Raw genomic sequence first — 17,901 nt, forward strand, 5'->3', positions numbered from 1 at the left:
GTAAGGGCTCACAGGGTTTTCATGAATTCGATCAACGCCCGCTTGTCGTCGTCCGACAGCGTCGTGCCATACAGGTGACCGCTGTTGTGGTTGCCCTCCAGTCGGGTGTCGTATTTGAAATCCGCCGAGGCCTTGGCCTGGGCGCCCGTGGTGACGAAACCGACGTTGACCGGGTCGTAGACGTCGGAGCCGGTGATGAACACCACCGGGCGTTTTTCCGGTGGTTGCAGCAGATCCCACAGGGTCGGCACCGAACCGTTGTGCAGGTACGGCGCGCGCAGCCAGATGCCGTCGGTCGGCGTGTTGCTGTAGCTCTGGGTCTTGCGATACGCGCCGAAGTCGAATGGCGGTTTCTTGAAGGTGTGGAACGCCGTCACCAGACCGGTGGTGAACGAATCCAGCCGATGTGGATCGGTGCCGAGCTGATCGATGTTGGTGGTCACTTGCCCGGTGTCGGCGCGTCCGAAGTCGTGGCAACCGGCGCAATTGGCCTCCCAGATCGGTTTGCCCTGGGCGACCTTGGCCTGATCCAGTGCCCACGGCCACGCCGGCGCCTTGTGCCCGAGCAGCCAGTTGGTCACTCGGTTGAAGCTCGGCGGCAGCACCGATTCCGGCGTCGCACCCACCGCCATTGCAGCGGCGTAGTTGCGTTCGTGGATCTTGTTGTTATTGCCGTCCCAATGCAGGTACATCGATTCCCGCGGCTTCTGGTTCCACACTTGCGGCAAGTCGACGGTGCCGATGGTCGAGTCATCCGGGAAGCCGAACACCACCATTTTCGTCGGGTTGAAGGTGTCGGTGCGGCCCGGGCCTTGTTGCGGACGCAGCTTCTGCCAGGCGTAGGCCTGTTTCTGTTTGAGCAAGGCGCTTTTCGCCATCGGGATAATCAGGTAGCGGTTGTAGAGCTTCTCGAAAAAGCCCAACTGAAACTTGCCGTTGATCGCCGCCATCACCGCGTCGGTGGTGAATTTCGGGTCGCTGGCACAATCGTAGGCGAACCACTGGAAGGCCTGCAGTTGCAGGGTGTTGGCCGGCGCGCTCGGCACGTTGACCGCGACGTCGCTGGCATTGGCCCGGTAGGAACCGGTGTGGCACAGCGCGCAGTTCGGTTCCACAGTCGGGTAGCCGATCTGTCGCTTGGCCATGCCGATCGGCAGGTCCTTGCCGTTCTCGTAGAGAAAACCGAAGACCTCCCAGCCGCCGGGTTTGGGCAGTTTTTCCGGGCACATCTGCGGCAGCACGGCGAACAGGTAATACGGGATCCGCGCTTCGATGCCCAGGCCGATGGCGGCGTATTTGTAGTGATCTTCGTCGGAGGCGTATTCCTGCTCCGGCACCACCCGCAGCATCTGATACCAGGTTTCGTAACCGATGAAACCCAACACCGCGACAACCACCAGCGTGCCGACCTTGAAGGCGTGACTCTGCCATTGCCGCGCCCAAGCCGCGCGCCACTCGCGCCAGCCATCACACAGCAGTGCCCAGGGCCGGTTCGCGGGCGTGGTGCCGAGGTACAGCAGAATGCCGAGAATCAGGAAGAAGCTCAGATCGCCCATCAGCATCGGCACGAACACCGAACCCTGAATGCTCGTATTGATCAGGTAAATCCAGAACACCACGGCGATCAGCCGCGTCAGCACGCACAGCCAGGAATGCACCACATAGCGCGGCGCGTTGAAGCCCGACGGCATGTAAAATACGCTGATGCCCACCAGCAGCATCCCGGCGTTTTCCAGCCATGGGTCGGAGAGTTGCGGCGGCAGCCCGACCACCGATGTCAGCAACCCCGGCGCGAACAGCGCGGGAATTGCGAACACCATGTTCATTGCAATGCCGATCCAGATGAAGCGTTGAAACCAGCGGATGTAAGTATCCATGTCATCCATTTCCTTCTGACCACCAACCAGCGATGTCCCCTGTGGTGAGGGGATTTATCCCCGATGGGGCGCGAAGCGGCCCCAAACCCTGCCAGCGCGATCTGTCAGGATCACCGCGCACTCAGGTTTTACGACTGCTGCGCAGCCGATCGGGGATAAATCCCCTCGCCACAGAGAATCTCCTCAACACAGAAATCAGTAATCGATCTCAGCCGAGGGCCGTTTTCTCCAGGTGCTCAAGGATGATCGGATACACATCCACCACCGCGTTCTTGCCGAACATGCAGTCGATGTGGCCGTAACCCGGCACTACGTGCCGGCTGTAGCGCTCCGGCCCGTGGACTTCGCAGACTCGCTGGTAGGTCTTCAGCGTGCTTTCCGGCAGGTAGCACTGGTTCTCCGCGCCGCTGATAAAGCAGATCGGCATCGTCAGCCGCTCGAAGTGCGGCATGTACACATCGTTGCCTTTGAAATCCACCAGATGCCCTTTGCGCACGATCAGCGCCAGGTGCTCGAAGGTCTCGATGTTCGACTCGCCGAACAGCTCGTGCAGGTTGTCGTGCAGGGTTTCGTTGAGGGTGTCGTGGCGATACAGCGAGGCGTACATGAAGGTGATGCGATGGCACACCGGGTTGGTGCAATAGCCTTGCGCCTCGATCCGCGCGTAACCGTTGAGGGCCTTGTCGTAGAGGCGGTTGAACCAGTTCTCCTTGCTGTCGGCGTAAGCCGTCATCGATTTGATACCGATCGCATCGAGCATCCCCGGCAGGTGCAGACCGGCCTTCAATCCAGTGGCCGTGGCGACCACCGTGTCAGCGGCAATCTGCGAGCAGACCACCGAGCGCACACCCTGCAGCCCTGCCAGCAACGACATGAAGAACGTGGTCGCGCCGTAGCAATGCACCACGCATTGCACGTCTTTGGCCTGGGTCTCTTGTTGAATCTGCGCGATGGCAGCCTTGAAGTCGTACTGGGCGATCTGGTCGCCATTCCATTCCTTCTTGCTCGCCGGCAGCAGAATGCTCACCCGGAAATCCAGCAGCCACACGTCGTAATCGTGCTTGCACAGGTACTCCAGCAGATTGGTCTGGATGGTGTCGGTGGAAAAGATATTCGAGCCGACGCCCAGGCCATGCACCAGCATCACCGGGCCTTTGCTGCCGGCCTGATAACGAGTCAGGCGCAGCTCGACGCCGTCCTCGGTGGGGAAGAAATGCACCGCCGGGGTCGGCGCATCCAGCGGCCGCTTCAGGCGTGGCGGCGCGTCGGGGTTGAAGTATTTGTCACCGGCGAATACCCCGCCGTAACTTTCCCAGAGAATCCCGGCGAAGAACTTGCCGAACCGCGCCAGGCCTTCGATGCGCTCCCGCTCGTTGCGCGCATTGAGCACTTTCATGGTGGTCATCTGCTTGGCGAAATCGGTCGGATGAATGTGCATCACCCCGGAGCCGATCACCTCGCCCGACTTGTCCGGCCCGCGATACAGCGTCACGTACAAAGTGCTGGTGTCGTGCCAGATGTTCAGCACGCCGTTGTCTTCCGGCACGGTTTTGAAGGCGCTGAAGAAATAGTCGTTGCCGTCCTCGGCGGTCAGTTTCATGTCGTATTTCATGTGCCGCGTATCGACCTGCTGCTCGAATTGCTCGAACAGGTTGAACACGCCGTTGCTGGCGGTCAGCGGTTGTGGCGAGAGTGCCGGGGCGTTCACGGTGCCGACGATGGTCGCGGCGTGTTCCGGTTCCTTGATCATCCGGTTCAGGTCGTTGGCGGTGATGGTCAGGGTAAAGTCGATTGGCGAGTTGTCCGCCTCGCCGCGTTTGGCCGCCGCCTCGTAGACTTTCAGATCGGTGCTTTGCGCGGCGGTGAAGGCGCGGGAGAAATAGCCCTTCATGGTCTCGGTGAACTGCACGCCGAGGGTCGGAGGCGCCACCTGTTTGCGTGGTGCCGAGGGCAACGTGTAGTCGATGTGCCAGCCACGGTCGGCGGCGAGCAGACCCATATTGCGCTCGCTCACGGCGGAGATGGTCAGCAGCGGATTGACCGCCAGTGAGGTCGGGATCACCGCGCCGTCGGTCACGTACAGACTCGCGTAGACATCGGTGCCGGTCGCGCCGCTGAACACCTGGCCTTTGTGATTGACCACGCCTTGCGCTGCGTCTTCGCCCATCACGCAACCGCCCAGCGGATGCACCGAGACGATGCTGTGCTTGAGCAGCCTGGTCCAGATCGGATTCTCGACCCAGACCCCGCCCAACGCCTTGGTGCTCTGGTACAGGCGTTCGTTGCCGAGCTTGAAGTTTTCCTGCTCGCCGACACCCGGCCAGTCGATGCGCAACTGATCCTTGTTGTCGAGAATCATCCGGCCCTGGCCGCTGTCGTGACTCATGATCAGGTAGGTCTGCATGTTGTGCAGCGCGCCGTAGTACGGGCCGCGCAGGAAACTTTCGGCTTCGCGTTCCTTGTAGCCGAGCTTGCCGCTGAAACTGTCGTCAGTGGCCACACCGATCATCTCGGCAAACCCGGCCATCGCCGGCACCATCGGCCGACCGAGGGCGCCGGGGATCGAGCCTTCCTCGATGACCATGCGGCTGCGCCAGTCACCTTCGGTGCGCATGTCGATGATCGAGGTGATGCACGGGCCGACCGGGTGCAGCTCCTTGGCCGAATGCGCACCGAAGCCGATGCCGTTGATGGTCTGCTCGCAGTTGTGGCCGAAACCGAGGATGTCACCGTTGCCGCTCATGTTCTCGCCGAGCTGGCCGGACATCACCAGGCCTTTGTCCCGCGAGCGAAGCAGAATCTCGGTGGAGCCGAGGGTGCCGGCAGAGACCACAACGATGTCGGCTTTCACGAACAGCGTCGGCGCGTCGAATTTCTCACGCCCGCTGTCCAGATACTGGAAGTGCACGATCCAGCCATCGCCGTCGCGCTCCAGATGCCGCACCTCGGCCTGGCAGAAAATCTCCGCGCCATGGTTCCAGGCGTCCGGCAGATAGTTCATCAGCGTGGTGTTCTTGGCCTTGTTGTTACAGCCCGAGACGCAGTCGCCGCACTGGTTGCACGGCAGTTGTTCGACGCCGACGTGGTTGAGGTTGTTCGGCAGCTTGTCGAAGGTCACGTTGATCGGTGGCTTGTAGAAATGCGCGCCCTGCTTGAGGTAGTCCGCCGACTTTTTGTTGGCGTCGAGCTTGGGCAGGTTCGGCGCGCTGTTCGGGTACGGATTGGGCTTGAGCATTTCCCGGGCGCGGGCGTAACCGTCCTTGAGCAGCGTATCGCGATGATCGCGTACCGCTTGCGGCCAGCGTGGATCCTCGAACACCCCGGGTTCCGGCTCCAGGGAAACGTTGGCGTTGATCAGTGATGTACCGCCGAGGCCGCAACCGACCACGACGTTCTGCTGGGCATTGACGTGCAGGTCGAACAGTCCGGTGCGCGAGCCGATATGGCCATCCGGGTCATGCACCTGCAGCTCTTCGGTAGCGGCGATCATGGTATTGGGGTATTCGCCGGGCTGGATTTCCCGACCGCGTTCGAGCAGGCACACACGTTTGCCCGCACGGGACAGGCGCGAGGCAGCAATGCCGCCGCCGTAGCCTGAGCCGATAACGATGACATCGTAGTGTTCCTTGATCTCGCTGATGGGCGTTGCGATCCGTGTCATGAGGTGCATCCTCTAATCAGGCAGATGGGGGCAACTCTGCGGTTGCCTGCAATCAATGGGCGAACGGGCACCTGGCCTCCGGGTCAGCCCGGCGACAGCACAGCGGTCTGGCAGGAAGACGCGCTACAGGCGCGCGCGCTGATTGGCTGCGCGACGAAGCGTGCGCTTGCGTGGAGTGGGTGGGGGGCGGTGCGAGAGGCTATCCATCATGCGTTCTCCCAGAACCAGATGTGGATAAGTGACGGCTGTCCTTGTGCCATTGCAGTGAAGACAGCAGGGGAATCGAAGTCAAGGCAGCGCCTTAGAACTGTATGAAATGTGATCAATTGCCGTTTGGACTAAGCCCGGTGGGGCCTGCAGGGTTTGGCGAACAAGTTATCCACATAGCCACCCACAGCAAATGGGGGTAACTGTGGATGGCCGGGAAAATAACCGGCTGCTTTATGAAGAAAAATCGTGACTTATCCAGAAGTACGGTTTGCGATACGCATTGGCTATTTTTTGATCACATCTTTGTAAGCCCCGGTTTTAATGGCCTGCAGCGGATGGCGAACACGTTATCCACAGAAGCGCCAACAGAGTTCGGGGGTAACTTTGGCCTTGCTGTGGAAAAGCATTGGAGGCTGTGTGAAATCGAAGTTTTTGCGGGAATTTCTTTTGGAAACTCTTGAGTTGACTGTTTTTTGATCAACCCTTTGAAAGCCACGTTTTGTACGGGCTTCAGCGGATAGCGAACATCTTATCCACAGAAGCGCCAACAGAGATTGGGGGCAACTTGCCAAGTTATCCTGCCGAAAAAGCCCTGAAAATCCGTGACTTAGGCTGGCTGTTTTTTGATCGGAGGGCTGTAGGGCTTGATTGGCGTGGGGTGCAGGGATGGGTGAACACGTTACCCACAGATCCGCCAACAGGGATTGTGGGTAACGTGCTCTCAAACCGTAGGTTATTCGCGGGCATCAGGCACGATGCATCAGATAGGCATCACCCGTCACCCGGATCATCGGGTGAGGCGTCACCTGACAGGTTTTGACGATGGCGAAACCATGCCTTTCATAAAACCTTCTTGCGCCGGTATTGGCGGCATAGTCGATCAGGCTCAAGCCATTGAGCGCCAAGCGCTTTGCACGCGCCTGAGCATACTCAAGAAACTGCACGCCCAAGCCCTGATTACGCCAGCCTTCATGCAGCGCCAGGCTGGAGATGTAGAGCGTGTCCGCAACCTCCATATCGGCGTAAGGCGCCAGCACCGGGTCGGTGGGGGGTGTCGGATCAGGATTTTCGCGTGTGACATAACTGTGCATCATTCCGATGACGCGGCCCTCGGCTTCGGCAATCAGACAGTTCTGCCAGGAAAAATCTACATCGTCGCGGGCATAACGCCGCTCGCCGACATCCAGCAATGGCTCGCCCGGCTCCGCCAATTGGCTCCAGATGTAATCGGAGGCGCCCTCCGAGGAGATCTGAAACAAACGCGCAATGTCGCGCGCATCCGTGCGCCGGGCAGGTCGAAACTCAACGGTCATTCACTTGACTCCTCGGGGGGTTGAGCGGGTGTTTTAACCTGTGGCTGACGCTGATCGCAAAGGAATGCGGGGGATTTTTCATGTCAACAAATGACAGCTTGCCGAACACACACTTGTGGGAGCGGGCTTGCTCGCGAAGAGGCCGTTTCAGTCAACATCAATGTCGCCTGACACACTGCTATCGCGAGCAAGCCCGCTCCCACAAGCGGATTGGAAGGGTGTCAGCGGACCACGCCTTCTTCGATCAGCAGTTTGAGGATGGCCTCGGCGCCGGCTTGTGGAGTGACGCCTTTAAGCACCTGCCCACCACCACCACTGGCCTTGGCCGTAGCTGCCTTCATCCGGTCAGCACCACTTTTGGCCTTGATCACTTTCAAGCGCTTCGGCCGTGGCTTGGCCGGCTGCAACGTGGCGACAGCCAGCAATTCATCGTCCAGCACTTCCACGTCTTCGGCATTCAGCTCACCGCGCCGCGCCGGCCCATAAGCACTCTGCCGAGGTTTCGGCGCAGCGTTATCCACAGTCGCCAGAAACGGCAGCTTCACCTTCAACCGGCGCCGCTGCCCGCGCGGCAACGCCTGCAGGACCAGCGCCGAACCGTCACTGATCGACTCGACCTGCGCCAGCCCGACCACCAACGGCCAGCCCAGACCTTCGGCCAGCAAAAACGGCAGCATCCCCGAGCCTTCACCGGTTTCTGCCTGGCTGCCGGTCAGCACGACTTGGGCACCGGCATCGCGCAAATAGGCGATCAGCGCTGGCAACGCATCCGCGCCTGCGGGCTGCTCCAGCACGTGCATCGCCTGCAGGCCCATGCCCAGATAAGCGCGCAGCGCCGGTTCCGCAACGTCCCCGGCATGCAGCACTTGCAGGTTATCCCCAGCCAGCTGCAGGCCCAGCTCCACGGCGCGGGCATCCTGCTCGGCGCGGCGAGGCCGGCCCGACGTGGGGTGGGCGCCGATTGAAACCAGACTGATGATCTTTGTGCTCATAACCCGTTCCTTAAGCCGCATCGCGCTTGGCTTCGTTGCGATAAGCCGCTACCGCCGCGATCAACGCCTGAAGAATTTCCGCGCTTTCGCCGATCACCGACAGGTCGGCACGCTTGATCATGTCGCAACCCGGATCGAGGTTGATCGCCACCACCTTGTCGCAGGCACCGATGCCTTGCAGGTGCTGGATCGCCCCGGAAATCCCCACGGCCACGTAAACCCGCGCGGTAACCCAGGTGCCGGACGCGCCGACCTGCCGATCACGCGCCATGAAGCCATCGTCCACCGCGACTCGCGAGGCGCCTTCGGTGGCGCCGAGCGCCGCAGCGGTCTGGTGGAACAGCACCCAGTCCTTGACCCCGTTGCCGCCGGAGAAAATGAACTCGGCTTCGGCCATCGGTATCGCCGCCGGGTCCACCGCCACCGCGCCAAGATCCTCGATCCGCGACAGGCTGCGCGCTACCGTTGTGGATAACTCCACTGGCAGGACTTCGTGACGGGTATCGCTGACCGGTTCGGCGCATTCGGCTGCGGCGAGAATCAAGCGTGCGACCGGTCGCGCCAGATCTTGCAGGCCTGCGCCTGCGCGACCGATGCATTCCTGATCCTTGACCTGCCAGACCCGTGTCGCTGGGCGTTCGCCGATTGCCGCAGCAAAGCGCCGACCGAGTTCGCCGCCACCGCTGCGACTGTCCGACAGCAACCAATGACGTGGACTGAACTGGTTATCCACAGCACGCAAACCTTGCACGCGTTGCTCCGGTGCGTAACCGCTGAATTCTTCGCCTTCGAGCACTAGCAAGCGATCCACGCCTGCAGTGGCGAAAGCGTTTTCCTTATGTTCGCCAAACACCACCGCCAATACCGCACCGTCCTTGCCCGCGAGCTGATGCGCGAGGCCAAGCAAGTCGCGGTCGTGGCTGCTCAGGCGGCCGCCGACCATGTCTGGCACCACGCTGATGTAGAACGCCGGGGCCGGTACCTGATGCAGCGGCAATTGCACTTCCACAGCAGCCGAACGTTTGACCGCCCCGCCCTGCTGCGCGCCGCTGCGATCGATACGCTTGATGCCGTTGGGGCCGACAAAGCCGATGCCGTGCGGATTCTTGCGGATGACGCCATTGGGGCCCATCCAGCTGTGTTGCGCCGGTTGCATCGCCGCGTGCAGCGGGTGCAAGCGGTTACGCGCAATCCATTCGGCGCGCGGGTCGCGGCGGATAATGTCGCTCATCAATGGGCCTCCGCAGGTTCACGTTTGGCCGGGGCGGCTGGCTTGTTCGGCGCGGCGTCTTCGAGCAGCGCGTCGGCCACCAGTTCGGCGATGTCCTTGATCAGCGGACGCGGTTCGACCACGCCCTCGAGCATCGCCGTGCACTGTGGACAACCTACTGCCACCAGCTCGGCGCCAGTCTCGCGGATGTCGTCCATGCGCATGTCGGGAATCCGCTGCTTGCCGGGAATGTCGGTGATCGGCGCGCCGCCACCGCCGCCGCAGCAGCGTGAGCGGAAGCCGGAACGTTGCATCTCTTTGACCTCGATACCGAGGGCGCGCAGCACTTCGCGCGGTGCCTCGTACTCGCCGTTGTAGCGACCGAGGTAGCACGGGTCGTGGTAGGTCACGCTGTTGCCTTTGTGCTGACCGAGGTTCAGCGCACCGGCCTGAATGATTTCCGCCATGTAGGTGCTGTGGTGCTGCACCAGGTAGTTGCCGTCGAACGCGCCGTACTCGTTTTTCAGCACATGGAAGCTGTGCGGATCGCAGGTGACGATGCGGTTGAAGCTGTATTTGGCCAGGGTCTGGATATTGCGTTTGGCGAGCAGCTGGAAGGTCGCTTCGTCGCCTAAACGCCGGGCCACGTCACCGCTGTCACGTTCTTCGAGGCCGAGTACGGCGAAGTCGATTTTCGCGGCCTTCAGCACTTTGACGAACGCGCGCAGGGTGCGCTGGTTGCGCATGTCGAAGGCGCCGTCGCCGACCCAGAACAGCACGTCGGTGGACTTCTTCTCGCTGAGCAGATTGAGGTTCAGATCCGCCGCCCAGTTCATCCGCCCGCCCGGAGCGAAACCGCCGGGGTTATCGGTAGCGATGAGGTTTTCCAGAACTTCGGCACCCTTGTTCGGGGTCGCGCCTTTTTCCAGGGTCAGGTGGCGGCGCATATCGACGATGGCGTCGACGTGCTCGATCATCATCGGGCATTCCTCGACGCAGGCGCGACAAGTGGTGCACGACCACAGGGTTTCGGCATCGACCAGACCGTTGACGATCGGTTGATGCGGATTGCCGCTGTGCTCACCAATGGGCTTGCCGGGATACGGGCTACCGGCAAACTTCGCATCAGTGCCACCAGCGAGACCGACGACCATGTCCTGAATCAGCTTCTTCGGGTTCAGCGGCTGGCCGGCAGCGAAGGCCGGGCACGCTGCTTCGCACTTGCCACACTGCACGCAGGCGTCAAAACCGAGCAACTGGTTCCAGGTGAAATCCTTGGGCTTTTCCACGCCGAGCGGCGCGCTTGGATCATTCAGATCCAGCGGTTTCAAACCGGTGGAACGACCGCCGCCAAAGCGTTCGGCGCGGCGGTGCCAGGCCAGGTGCAGGGCACCGGCGAAGGCATGCTTCATCGGCCCGCCCCAGGTCATGCCGAAGAACAGTTCCGACACGCCCCACAAAACGCCGAGCCCGAGAATCGCTGCCAGCAGCCAGCCGCCGAAGTTCTCCGGGAGGATTCCGGCCACCGGCAGGGTCACCAGGAAGAACGAGGCCGAGAACGCCAGCAGGCTTTTCGGCAGGCGCATCCACGGGCCTTTCGACAACCGTGCCGGAGGGTTGAGCCGGCGCCGGTAAACGAAGAGCGCGCCGACGAACATCACCGCCGTCATCAACAGCAGCGCATAGCCGAGGATGCGGTTATGCAGGCCGAAACCGTGCACCAGAATCGCCAGCACGATCGACGCCACCGCACCACCGGCCGTGGCGACATGGGTGTTGGCGATGTATTTGTCCCGCGCCACCACGTGGTGCAAGTCGACCATGTAACGCTTGGGCATGGCGAACAGGCCGCCGATCAGATCGACCTTCGAGGCCCGGCCCCGACGCCACATGGCCACCCGCCGCAACGCACCCAGCACCGCAAGGGCCAGGGCTGCGAACAACAGGATTGGAAGAAGGGTGTTCAACATGGTGAAGCTCCCACCGGTACAGCCTGGAGAAACACGTTCGGCGTGTTCCTGTGGGAGCGAGCTTGCTCGCGAAGGCGGACTGACATTCAACATCGATGTCGACTGATCCACCGCTTTCGCGAGCGAGCTCGCTCCCACGGGGTTGTGTGCAAGCCTTTAGAAGTCTTTACACAGTCTGAGTGCGTCATAGATCGCAGCATGGGTATTGCGCTGCGCCACGCAGTCGCCGATGCGGAACAGCAAGTAGCCATCACCGGTGCTGCTCAGCGAAGGTTGCGGCTGGATCGCGAACAGCGCTTCCACGTCGATCTGGCCCTTGTTGCGCGAACCCTCTTTGAGCGCGTAGTAGATTTCCTCGTCCGGACGCACGCCGTTTTCCACCACCACCTGATCGACCACCCGCTCCTCTTTAGCGCCGGTGTATTCGTTCTCCAGCACCGCAACGAGCTTGTCGCCTTCGCGGTAGACCTTCTCCAGCATCATGTCGCCGGTCATGATCACTTCTTTGGGGTACATGCTGCGGTAGTAGGTCGGGAATGAGGTGCCGCCAATGGCCACACCCGGCTTGATGTCGTCGGTGACAATCTCGACCTGGCTGCCCTTGTCGGCGAGGAAGTCGGCCACCGACATCCCGGTGAACTCGCAAATGGTGTCGTAGACCAGCACGTTCTTGCCCGGCGCCACCTTGCCGTCGAGCACGTCCCAGCTGCTGACCACCAGCCCTTCGGCAGCGCCCCAGTGTTCGTTCTGCTCAAGGAATGGATGCCCACCGACCGCCAGCACCACCACGTCCGGACGCAAGTCCATGATGGTGTCGGCATCTGCCGCAGTGCCCAGACGCAGGTCGACTTTCAGCCGCGCCAGTTCCAGCTGGAACCAGCGGGTGATGCCGGCGATCTGGTCACGTTGCGGCGCTTTCGACGCGGTAGTGATCTGCCCGCCGATGAATTCTTTCTTCTCGAACAGGGTCACGTCGTGGCCACGCTCGGCAGAGACGCGTGCTGCTTCCATCCCGGCCGGGCCGGCACCAACGATCACCACTTTGCGTTTGACGCCTGTGGACTTCTCGATGATGTGCGGCACGCCCATGTATTCACGGGAGGTCGCGGCGTTCTGGATGCACAGCACGTCCAGACCTTGATACTGACGATCGATGCAGTAGTTGGCGCCGACGCACTGCTTGATCTGGTCGATCTGGCCCATTTTGATCTTGGCGATCAGGTGCGGGTCGGCGATGTGCGCGCGGGTCATGCCGACCATGTCGACGTAACCGCCTTCAAGAATGCGCGTGGCCTGGTTCGGATCCTTGATGTTCTGCGCGTGCAGCACCGGCACCTTGACCACTTCCTTGATCCCGGCGGCCAGATGCAGGAACGGCTCCGGTGGATAACTCATGTTCGGAATCACGTTGGCCAGGGTGTTGTGGGTGTCACAACCCGAGCCGACCACGCCGATGAAATCGAGCATGCCAGTGTCGTCGTAATACTTGGCGATCTGCTTCATGTCTTCGTGAGACAAACCGTCCGGATGGAACTCGTCACCGCAGATGCGCATGCCCACGCAGAAGTCGTCACCGACCTCGGCGCGCACGGCTTTCAGCACTTCCAGGCCGAACTTCATCCGGCCTTCGAAGCTGCCACCCCATTCATCGGTACGCTTGTTGACGCGCGGGCTCCAGAACTGGTCGATCATGTGCTGGTGCACGGCCGACAGCTCGACGCCGTCCAGACCACCGGCCTTGGCGCGGCGCGCGGCTTGCGCGTAGTTGCCGATCACCCGCCAGATTTCTTCCGGCTCGATGGTTTTGCAGGTGGCGCGGTGTACCGGTTCACGGATGCCCGACGGCGACATCAGGGTCGGCCAGTGGAAACCATCCCAACGGGAGCGACGGCCCATGTGGGTAATCTGGATCATGATCTTGGCGCCGTGCTTGTGCATGGCGTCGGCCAGGTTCTGGAAGTGCGGAATGATCCGGTCGGTGGACAGGTTCACCGAACTCCACCATTGCTGCGGACTGTCGATGGCGACCACGGACGAGCCGCCGCAGATCGCCAGGCCGATCCCGCCCTTGGCTTTCTCTTCGTAGTATTTGACGTAGCGCTCGGTGGTCATGCCGCCGTCAGTCGCGTAGACCTCGGCGTGCGCGGTGCTGAGCACACGGTTGCGGATGGTCAGTTTGCCGATCTGGATCGGCTGGAACATTGCTTCGAAAGCCATGGCGGGTTCCTCGACTTACAACGGCTTGACGGTGAACAGGCCGTCGTCGTGGCCTTCTTCGGAGCCACCGTAGACTTGCTCGGCAACCGTACGAATCTTGCTGCCGCGAGCGGCGAGGATCTGGTCCATGGCGCCGGCAAACCAGCCGGTGAACATGTAGTCGACCTTGCGCCCGACCTTGCCGTACACGTAGACGAACGCGGAGTGTTCGAGCTTGACGCTGGCGGTGCCTTTGTCGAGATCGATGTCCTGAATCTTGAACAGGCCCCAGCCGCGTTGCGACAGGCGCTTCATGTAGTGCTCGAACACCGCGACGCCTTCCAGGCCGTGGCATTCGGCTTCTTTTTCACACCAGTGCCAAGCGGACTTGTAGCCGGCCTTGTAGAGGATTTCGGCATAGGCGTCGGCGCCCAGCACTTCCTCGATACCCATGTGGTTGTTGACGAAGAAATGACGCGGCACGTAGAGCATCGGCAGGGCGTCGGAGGTCCAGACACCGGTTTCGCTGTCGACTTCGATTGGCAATTGCGGGGCGATCTTGGCCATGGAAACTTAACTCCAGAAAATTCGTGGTTGGTGCCGAGCAAAGCTTTTGCTCTGCTCTTATAAACAAGCCGTATGAATGACTTTGGAGCCGTAGCGAGCACGTCGAGAGCAAGGACCGGAGCGACAAGCGAGACAGTACGGGACGTACGGCGAGTTTGGCGCGAGGACCTGACGCAGCTATCGGCGAGCGGAGTAGGCTCCAGAGTTATTCATTCGCCCCAGACGTCTTTCAGGACGTTCACCCAGTTCTCGCCCATGATCTTGCGCACCACGCGCTCGGAGTGGCCGCGCTTGAGCAGGGTTTCGGTCAGGTTCGGGAACTCGCCGACCGTGCGGATGCCCAGCGGGTTGATGATCTTGCCGAAGCTGGTCAGACGACGGGCGTAGCCCTTGTCGTGGGTCAGGTATTCAAAGAAGTCCTGGCCGTGACCCTGGGTGAAGTCGGTGCCGATGCCGATGGCGTCTTCGCCGACGATGTTCATGGTGTATTCGATGGCTTCGGCGTAATCGTCGATGGTCGAGTCGATGCCCTTGGCGAGGAATGGCGCGAACATGGTCACGCCGACAAAACCGCCGTGGTCGGCAATGAACTTCAGTTCAGCATCGGACTTGTTGCGCGGGTGCTCTTTCAGACCCGACGGCAGGCAGTGGGAATAGCAGACCGGCTTTTTCGATTCGAGAATGACTTCTTCGGACGTCTTGGAACCGACGTGGGACAGGTCGCACATGACGCCGACGCGGTTCATCTCGGCGACGATTTCGCGGCCGAAGCCCGACAGGCCGCCGTCACGTTCGTAGCAACCGGTGCCGACCAGATTCTGGGTGTTGTAGCACATCTGCACGATGCCGACGCCGAGCTGCTTGAACACCTCGACATAGCCGATCTGGTCTTCAAACGCGTGGGCATTCTGGAAGCCGAAGAGGATGCCGGTCTTGCCCTGCTCCTTGGCGCGACGGATGTCGGCGGTGGTGCGCACCGGCATCACCAGGTCGCTGTTTTCGCGGATCAGCTTCTGGCTGGCGGCAATATTGTTCACGGTCGCCTGAAAGCCTTCCCACACCGACACGGTGCAGTTGGCCGCCGTCAGACCGCCCTTGCGCATGTCTTCGAACAGCTCGCGGTTCCATTTGGCAATGATCAGACCGTCGATAACGATGCTGTCGGCGTGTAATTCGGCTGGGCTCATCAGGCGTCCCCTTATTGGCGATTCATGCGCCGAATCGTCTGCCGGCGCTTTGGGGCCAGCATATGCCTCGGTGCCGGGGCGACCGGGTGCAAAAACGACAGGGGAATTGCCGAAAGCGTCAATCCGCGACAAAGGGTCGCCAGGCGCCCCGATCAGCTACCTGTTCAAGCCCGCCAGCTTGAGCCAGAATCTGGCGCATCTTGGATACACCACTGGATTAGAGCGGCGACAACCATGAAATCGATCTTCCTGGCTTTGGCACTGATTGCGACCGGCGTACACGCCGCCGAAGACACCGACAACAACCCGTGCGACGCGGTGGAAAACGACGTCCAGACCCTGGAATGCTCGACCTACAGCCGCAGCACCGCCGAGGACCTGCTCAAGGACAACTACGCCAGCCTCAACGAACGCATGCAGGCCACCTACGGCAAAAACGCCGCGCAACTGGCGGACATCACCGCCAAACTCAAAACCGCCCAGCAACAATGGCTTAAAACCCGCGACGCCGATTGCGCCGTGGAAGCCTTCCCCGCCACCGATGGCAGCAAGGCGTTCAAGATTGCTCAGAATGACTGTGTGGCACGGATGAGTGACGAACGGTCGGAGTTTCTGGAGTCGATTGGGCAGGAGTGATTCGGGAAGTTCGGCAACATGCCGACAAACGTTGTTGATTGGCCGACTGGAAAATATAAGTAAAGATTCGAAAATCTTATAAAAGACTTATATTTCCGGTGCCATGACTCAATCTGTCGACATCCAAATCATCAACGATGCCGAAGGCAACCCTGCCTTCGTAGTCATTCCCTACGCTCAATACGTTGCGCAGAAATTGCAGCCCGATCTGATCCCGCATGAGGTGGTCAGTCGCATGGTCGACGGGGCGACGCCGATCCGTGCCTGGCGCGAACACCTGAATCTGACTCAGGAAGAAGTGGCGAAACGTCTGGGAATTTCCCAGCCGGCGTTCGCTCAACAGGAAACAGTAGCGAAGCCACGCAAGGCAACCCGCGAGAAAATTGCTGCGGCGTTCAGTATCACCGCCAATCAGCTTGAGCTGTAAGCTGCCCTCTTCATTCAAAGGAATTCCCATGAACATCTGCGGCATCGAAATCAAAGGCAGCGAAGCGATCATCGCCGTGGCCTCCCTTGACGGGGCAGCGCTGAGCCATGTGGCGCTCAACACCAAGAAAATCGCCCTCGACGATGATGACGAAGCGGCCAACGTCAAACGCTTCGCGGCGCAGGTCGCTTCGTTTGTGCGCGAGCATTCCATTGACCGGATTGCGATCAAGAAGCGCAGCAAGAAGGGCGAGTTTGCCGGTGGGCCGACCACGTTCAAGATCGAGGGTGTGTTTCAGTTGCTGGATGGGTGCGAGGTAACGCTATTGTCGCCGCAGACGATCAATGCGCAGGCCAAGAAGCACAACTTTGAGCTGCCGGGGACGTTGAACAAGTATCAGCATGAGGCTTACAAGGCGGCGTGTTCGGCGTTGGTGAAGAAGTAAGTTCAAAAGATCGCAGCCTTCGGCAGCTCCTACATTGGAATGCATTTCCTGTAGGAGCTGCCGAAGGCTGCGATCTTTTGATTTCAGGCCTGGGCAGTACGCCGGTCTTCGCGGGGGCAGCGGGCGAAGCGTGCGCGGTAGCTGCGGGTGAAATACGACGGTGATTCAAAGCCGCAGGCGATGCTGACTTCCAGCACGCTCATATCGGTCTGGCGCAGCAACTGTCGGGCCTTTTCCAACCTCAAGCGCAGGTAGAAATTGCTCGGCGTGTCATTCAGATGCAGCCGAAACAAGCGCTCCAGCTGTCGCCGCGTCACCTTGATCGATTCCGCCAGTTGCAGCGTGGTCAGCGGTGGTTCGCTGTGTTGTTCCATCTCGCCAATCACTTGCACCAGTTTCTTGTTGCTGATGCCGTAGCGCGTGGCGACTTCCATACGCTGGTGGTCCTTGCGCGGTCGGATCCGCCCCAATACGAATTGCTCGCTGACCTGAATCGCCAGTTGCGGACCATGGACCTGGGCGATCAGGTCGAGCATCAAATCGATGGATGCCGTGCCACCCGCCGAGGTGATGCGCCGCCGGTCGATCTCGAACAGTTCCTGGGTCACGCTGAGCTGTGGATAAGATTCCTTGAACGCGTCGATGGCCTCCCAGTGCAGGGTCAGGCGATGGCCGTCGAGCAGGCCGGCTTCGGCGAGGACGAAACTGCCGGTGTCGATGGCGCCGAGGGTTACGCCTTCGTTGTCCAGCCGGCGCAGCCAGTGCTCAAGAGTCGGCGTGGCGAACTTCAGCGGTTCAAATCCGGCCACCACCAGCAACGTCGCGCCTTTCTTCAGCGGCTCCAGCGCCGCGTCGGCGTTGACCGACATGCCATTGCTCGCCAGCACCGCCCCGCCATCGGCGCTGAGCACGTGCCAGCGGTACAGCTCGCCGCGAAAACGGTTGGCCACCCGCAACGGTTCGATCGCGGAGATGAAGCCGATGGCGGAAAACCCCGGCATCAGCAGAAAGTAGAAATCCTGGGACATGTGCGCACTCGGTTAGCGGGTAGCGTGGATCGTTGATACGCCGTTTGGCGGCGGCGTTCAAGCGCGCAGGTCGCTACAGTGCAAATGCCAGTCGCCGCAGTGCGCTTTCACGGGGCCGTTGCTGCGTAACTTTGCATCACCGGCACGCCAGATGCCGGAACTCACAATAACGACCTGCCGAG

General features: G+C 60.9%; 13 protein-coding genes. 3 read left to right on the forward strand and 10 right to left on the reverse strand.

Annotated elements, in window-relative coordinates:
• Window positions 1–8: 8 nt before the first annotated feature.
• From PMI25_RS03740 to PMI25_RS03780, 9 genes are all read right to left on the reverse strand, one after another.
• Window positions 9–1,877: a hypothetical protein gene (locus PMI25_RS03740; RefSeq protein ID WP_007962615.1), complete on the reverse strand. Its 1,869-nt coding sequence runs from the start codon at window positions 1,875–1,877 to the stop codon at window positions 9–11.
• A gap of 208 nt (window positions 1,878–2,085) precedes the next feature.
• On the reverse strand, window positions 2,086–5,538 hold the full coding sequence (locus tag PMI25_RS03745) for a GMC family oxidoreductase N-terminal domain-containing protein (RefSeq protein ID WP_007962617.1): 3,453 nt from the start codon (window positions 5,536–5,538) through the stop codon (window positions 2,086–2,088).
• Window positions 5,539–6,494: 956 nt separating this feature from the next.
• The gene (locus PMI25_RS03750) at window positions 6,495–7,061 is read right to left on the reverse strand and encodes a GNAT family N-acetyltransferase (protein ID WP_007962619.1); all 567 of its coding nucleotides are present in this window, start codon (window positions 7,059–7,061) and stop codon (window positions 6,495–6,497) included.
• Window positions 7,062–7,282: 221 nt separating this feature from the next.
• Window positions 7,283–8,053, reverse strand: a complete 771-nt coding sequence (gene etfB / locus PMI25_RS03755) for an electron transfer flavoprotein subunit beta (protein ID WP_007962620.1) — start codon at window positions 8,051–8,053, stop codon at window positions 7,283–7,285.
• Between the two features lie 10 nt (window positions 8,054–8,063).
• Entirely contained in the window at window positions 8,064–9,284 is a 1,221-nt protein-coding gene (gene etfA / locus PMI25_RS03760) for an electron transfer flavoprotein subunit alpha (RefSeq protein ID WP_007962621.1), read from the reverse strand.
• Window positions 9,284–11,233 carry a dimethylglycine demethylation protein DgcB gene (gene dgcB / locus PMI25_RS03765; protein ID WP_007962622.1) on the reverse strand — a complete coding sequence of 650 codons (1,950 nt, stop codon included), beginning with the start codon at window positions 11,231–11,233 and terminating at the stop codon, window positions 9,284–9,286. The genes etfA and dgcB overlap by 1 nt, the downstream gene beginning before the upstream one ends.
• A 156-nt stretch (window positions 11,234–11,389) precedes the next feature.
• On the reverse strand, window positions 11,390–13,450 hold the full coding sequence (gene dgcA, locus PMI25_RS03770) for a dimethylglycine demethylation protein DgcA (RefSeq protein WP_007962624.1): 2,061 nt from the start codon (window positions 13,448–13,450) through the stop codon (window positions 11,390–11,392).
• Between the two features lie 15 nt (window positions 13,451–13,465).
• Complete coding sequence (locus PMI25_RS03775) at window positions 13,466–13,996, reverse strand: DUF5943 domain-containing protein (protein ID WP_007926354.1); 531 nt, start codon at window positions 13,994–13,996, stop codon at window positions 13,466–13,468.
• A 209-nt stretch (window positions 13,997–14,205) separates the two neighbouring features.
• Entirely contained in the window at window positions 14,206–15,183 is a 978-nt protein-coding gene (locus PMI25_RS03780; protein ID WP_007962626.1) for a dipeptidase, read from the reverse strand.
• Between the two features lie 234 nt (window positions 15,184–15,417).
• Between PMI25_RS03780 and PMI25_RS03785 the strand changes: the two genes are divergently transcribed.
• From PMI25_RS03785 to PMI25_RS03795, 3 genes are all read left to right on the forward strand, one after another.
• Window positions 15,418–15,819: a lysozyme inhibitor LprI family protein gene (locus PMI25_RS03785; protein ID WP_007962627.1), complete on the forward strand. Its 402-nt coding sequence runs from the start codon at window positions 15,418–15,420 to the stop codon at window positions 15,817–15,819.
• A 103-nt stretch (window positions 15,820–15,922) separates the two neighbouring features.
• Window positions 15,923–16,246 (forward strand): helix-turn-helix domain-containing protein, encoded by a 324-nt coding sequence (locus PMI25_RS03790; RefSeq protein WP_007962628.1) that lies wholly within the window; start codon window positions 15,923–15,925, stop codon window positions 16,244–16,246.
• Between the two features lie 28 nt (window positions 16,247–16,274).
• Complete coding sequence (locus tag PMI25_RS03795; RefSeq protein WP_007962629.1) at window positions 16,275–16,691, forward strand: DUF3010 family protein; 417 nt, start codon at window positions 16,275–16,277, stop codon at window positions 16,689–16,691.
• 83 nt (window positions 16,692–16,774) lie between these two features.
• Here PMI25_RS03795 and PMI25_RS03800 read toward each other — a convergent pair whose 3' ends face one another.
• On the reverse strand, window positions 16,775–17,719 hold the full coding sequence (locus PMI25_RS03800; protein WP_007962630.1) for a GlxA family transcriptional regulator: 945 nt from the start codon (window positions 17,717–17,719) through the stop codon (window positions 16,775–16,777).
• Window positions 17,720–17,901 lie beyond the last annotated feature (182 nt).

The sequence above is a fragment of the Pseudomonas sp. GM30 genome (assembly GCF_000282275.2).
GTDB lineage: Bacteria > Pseudomonadota > Gammaproteobacteria > Pseudomonadales > Pseudomonadaceae > Aquipseudomonas.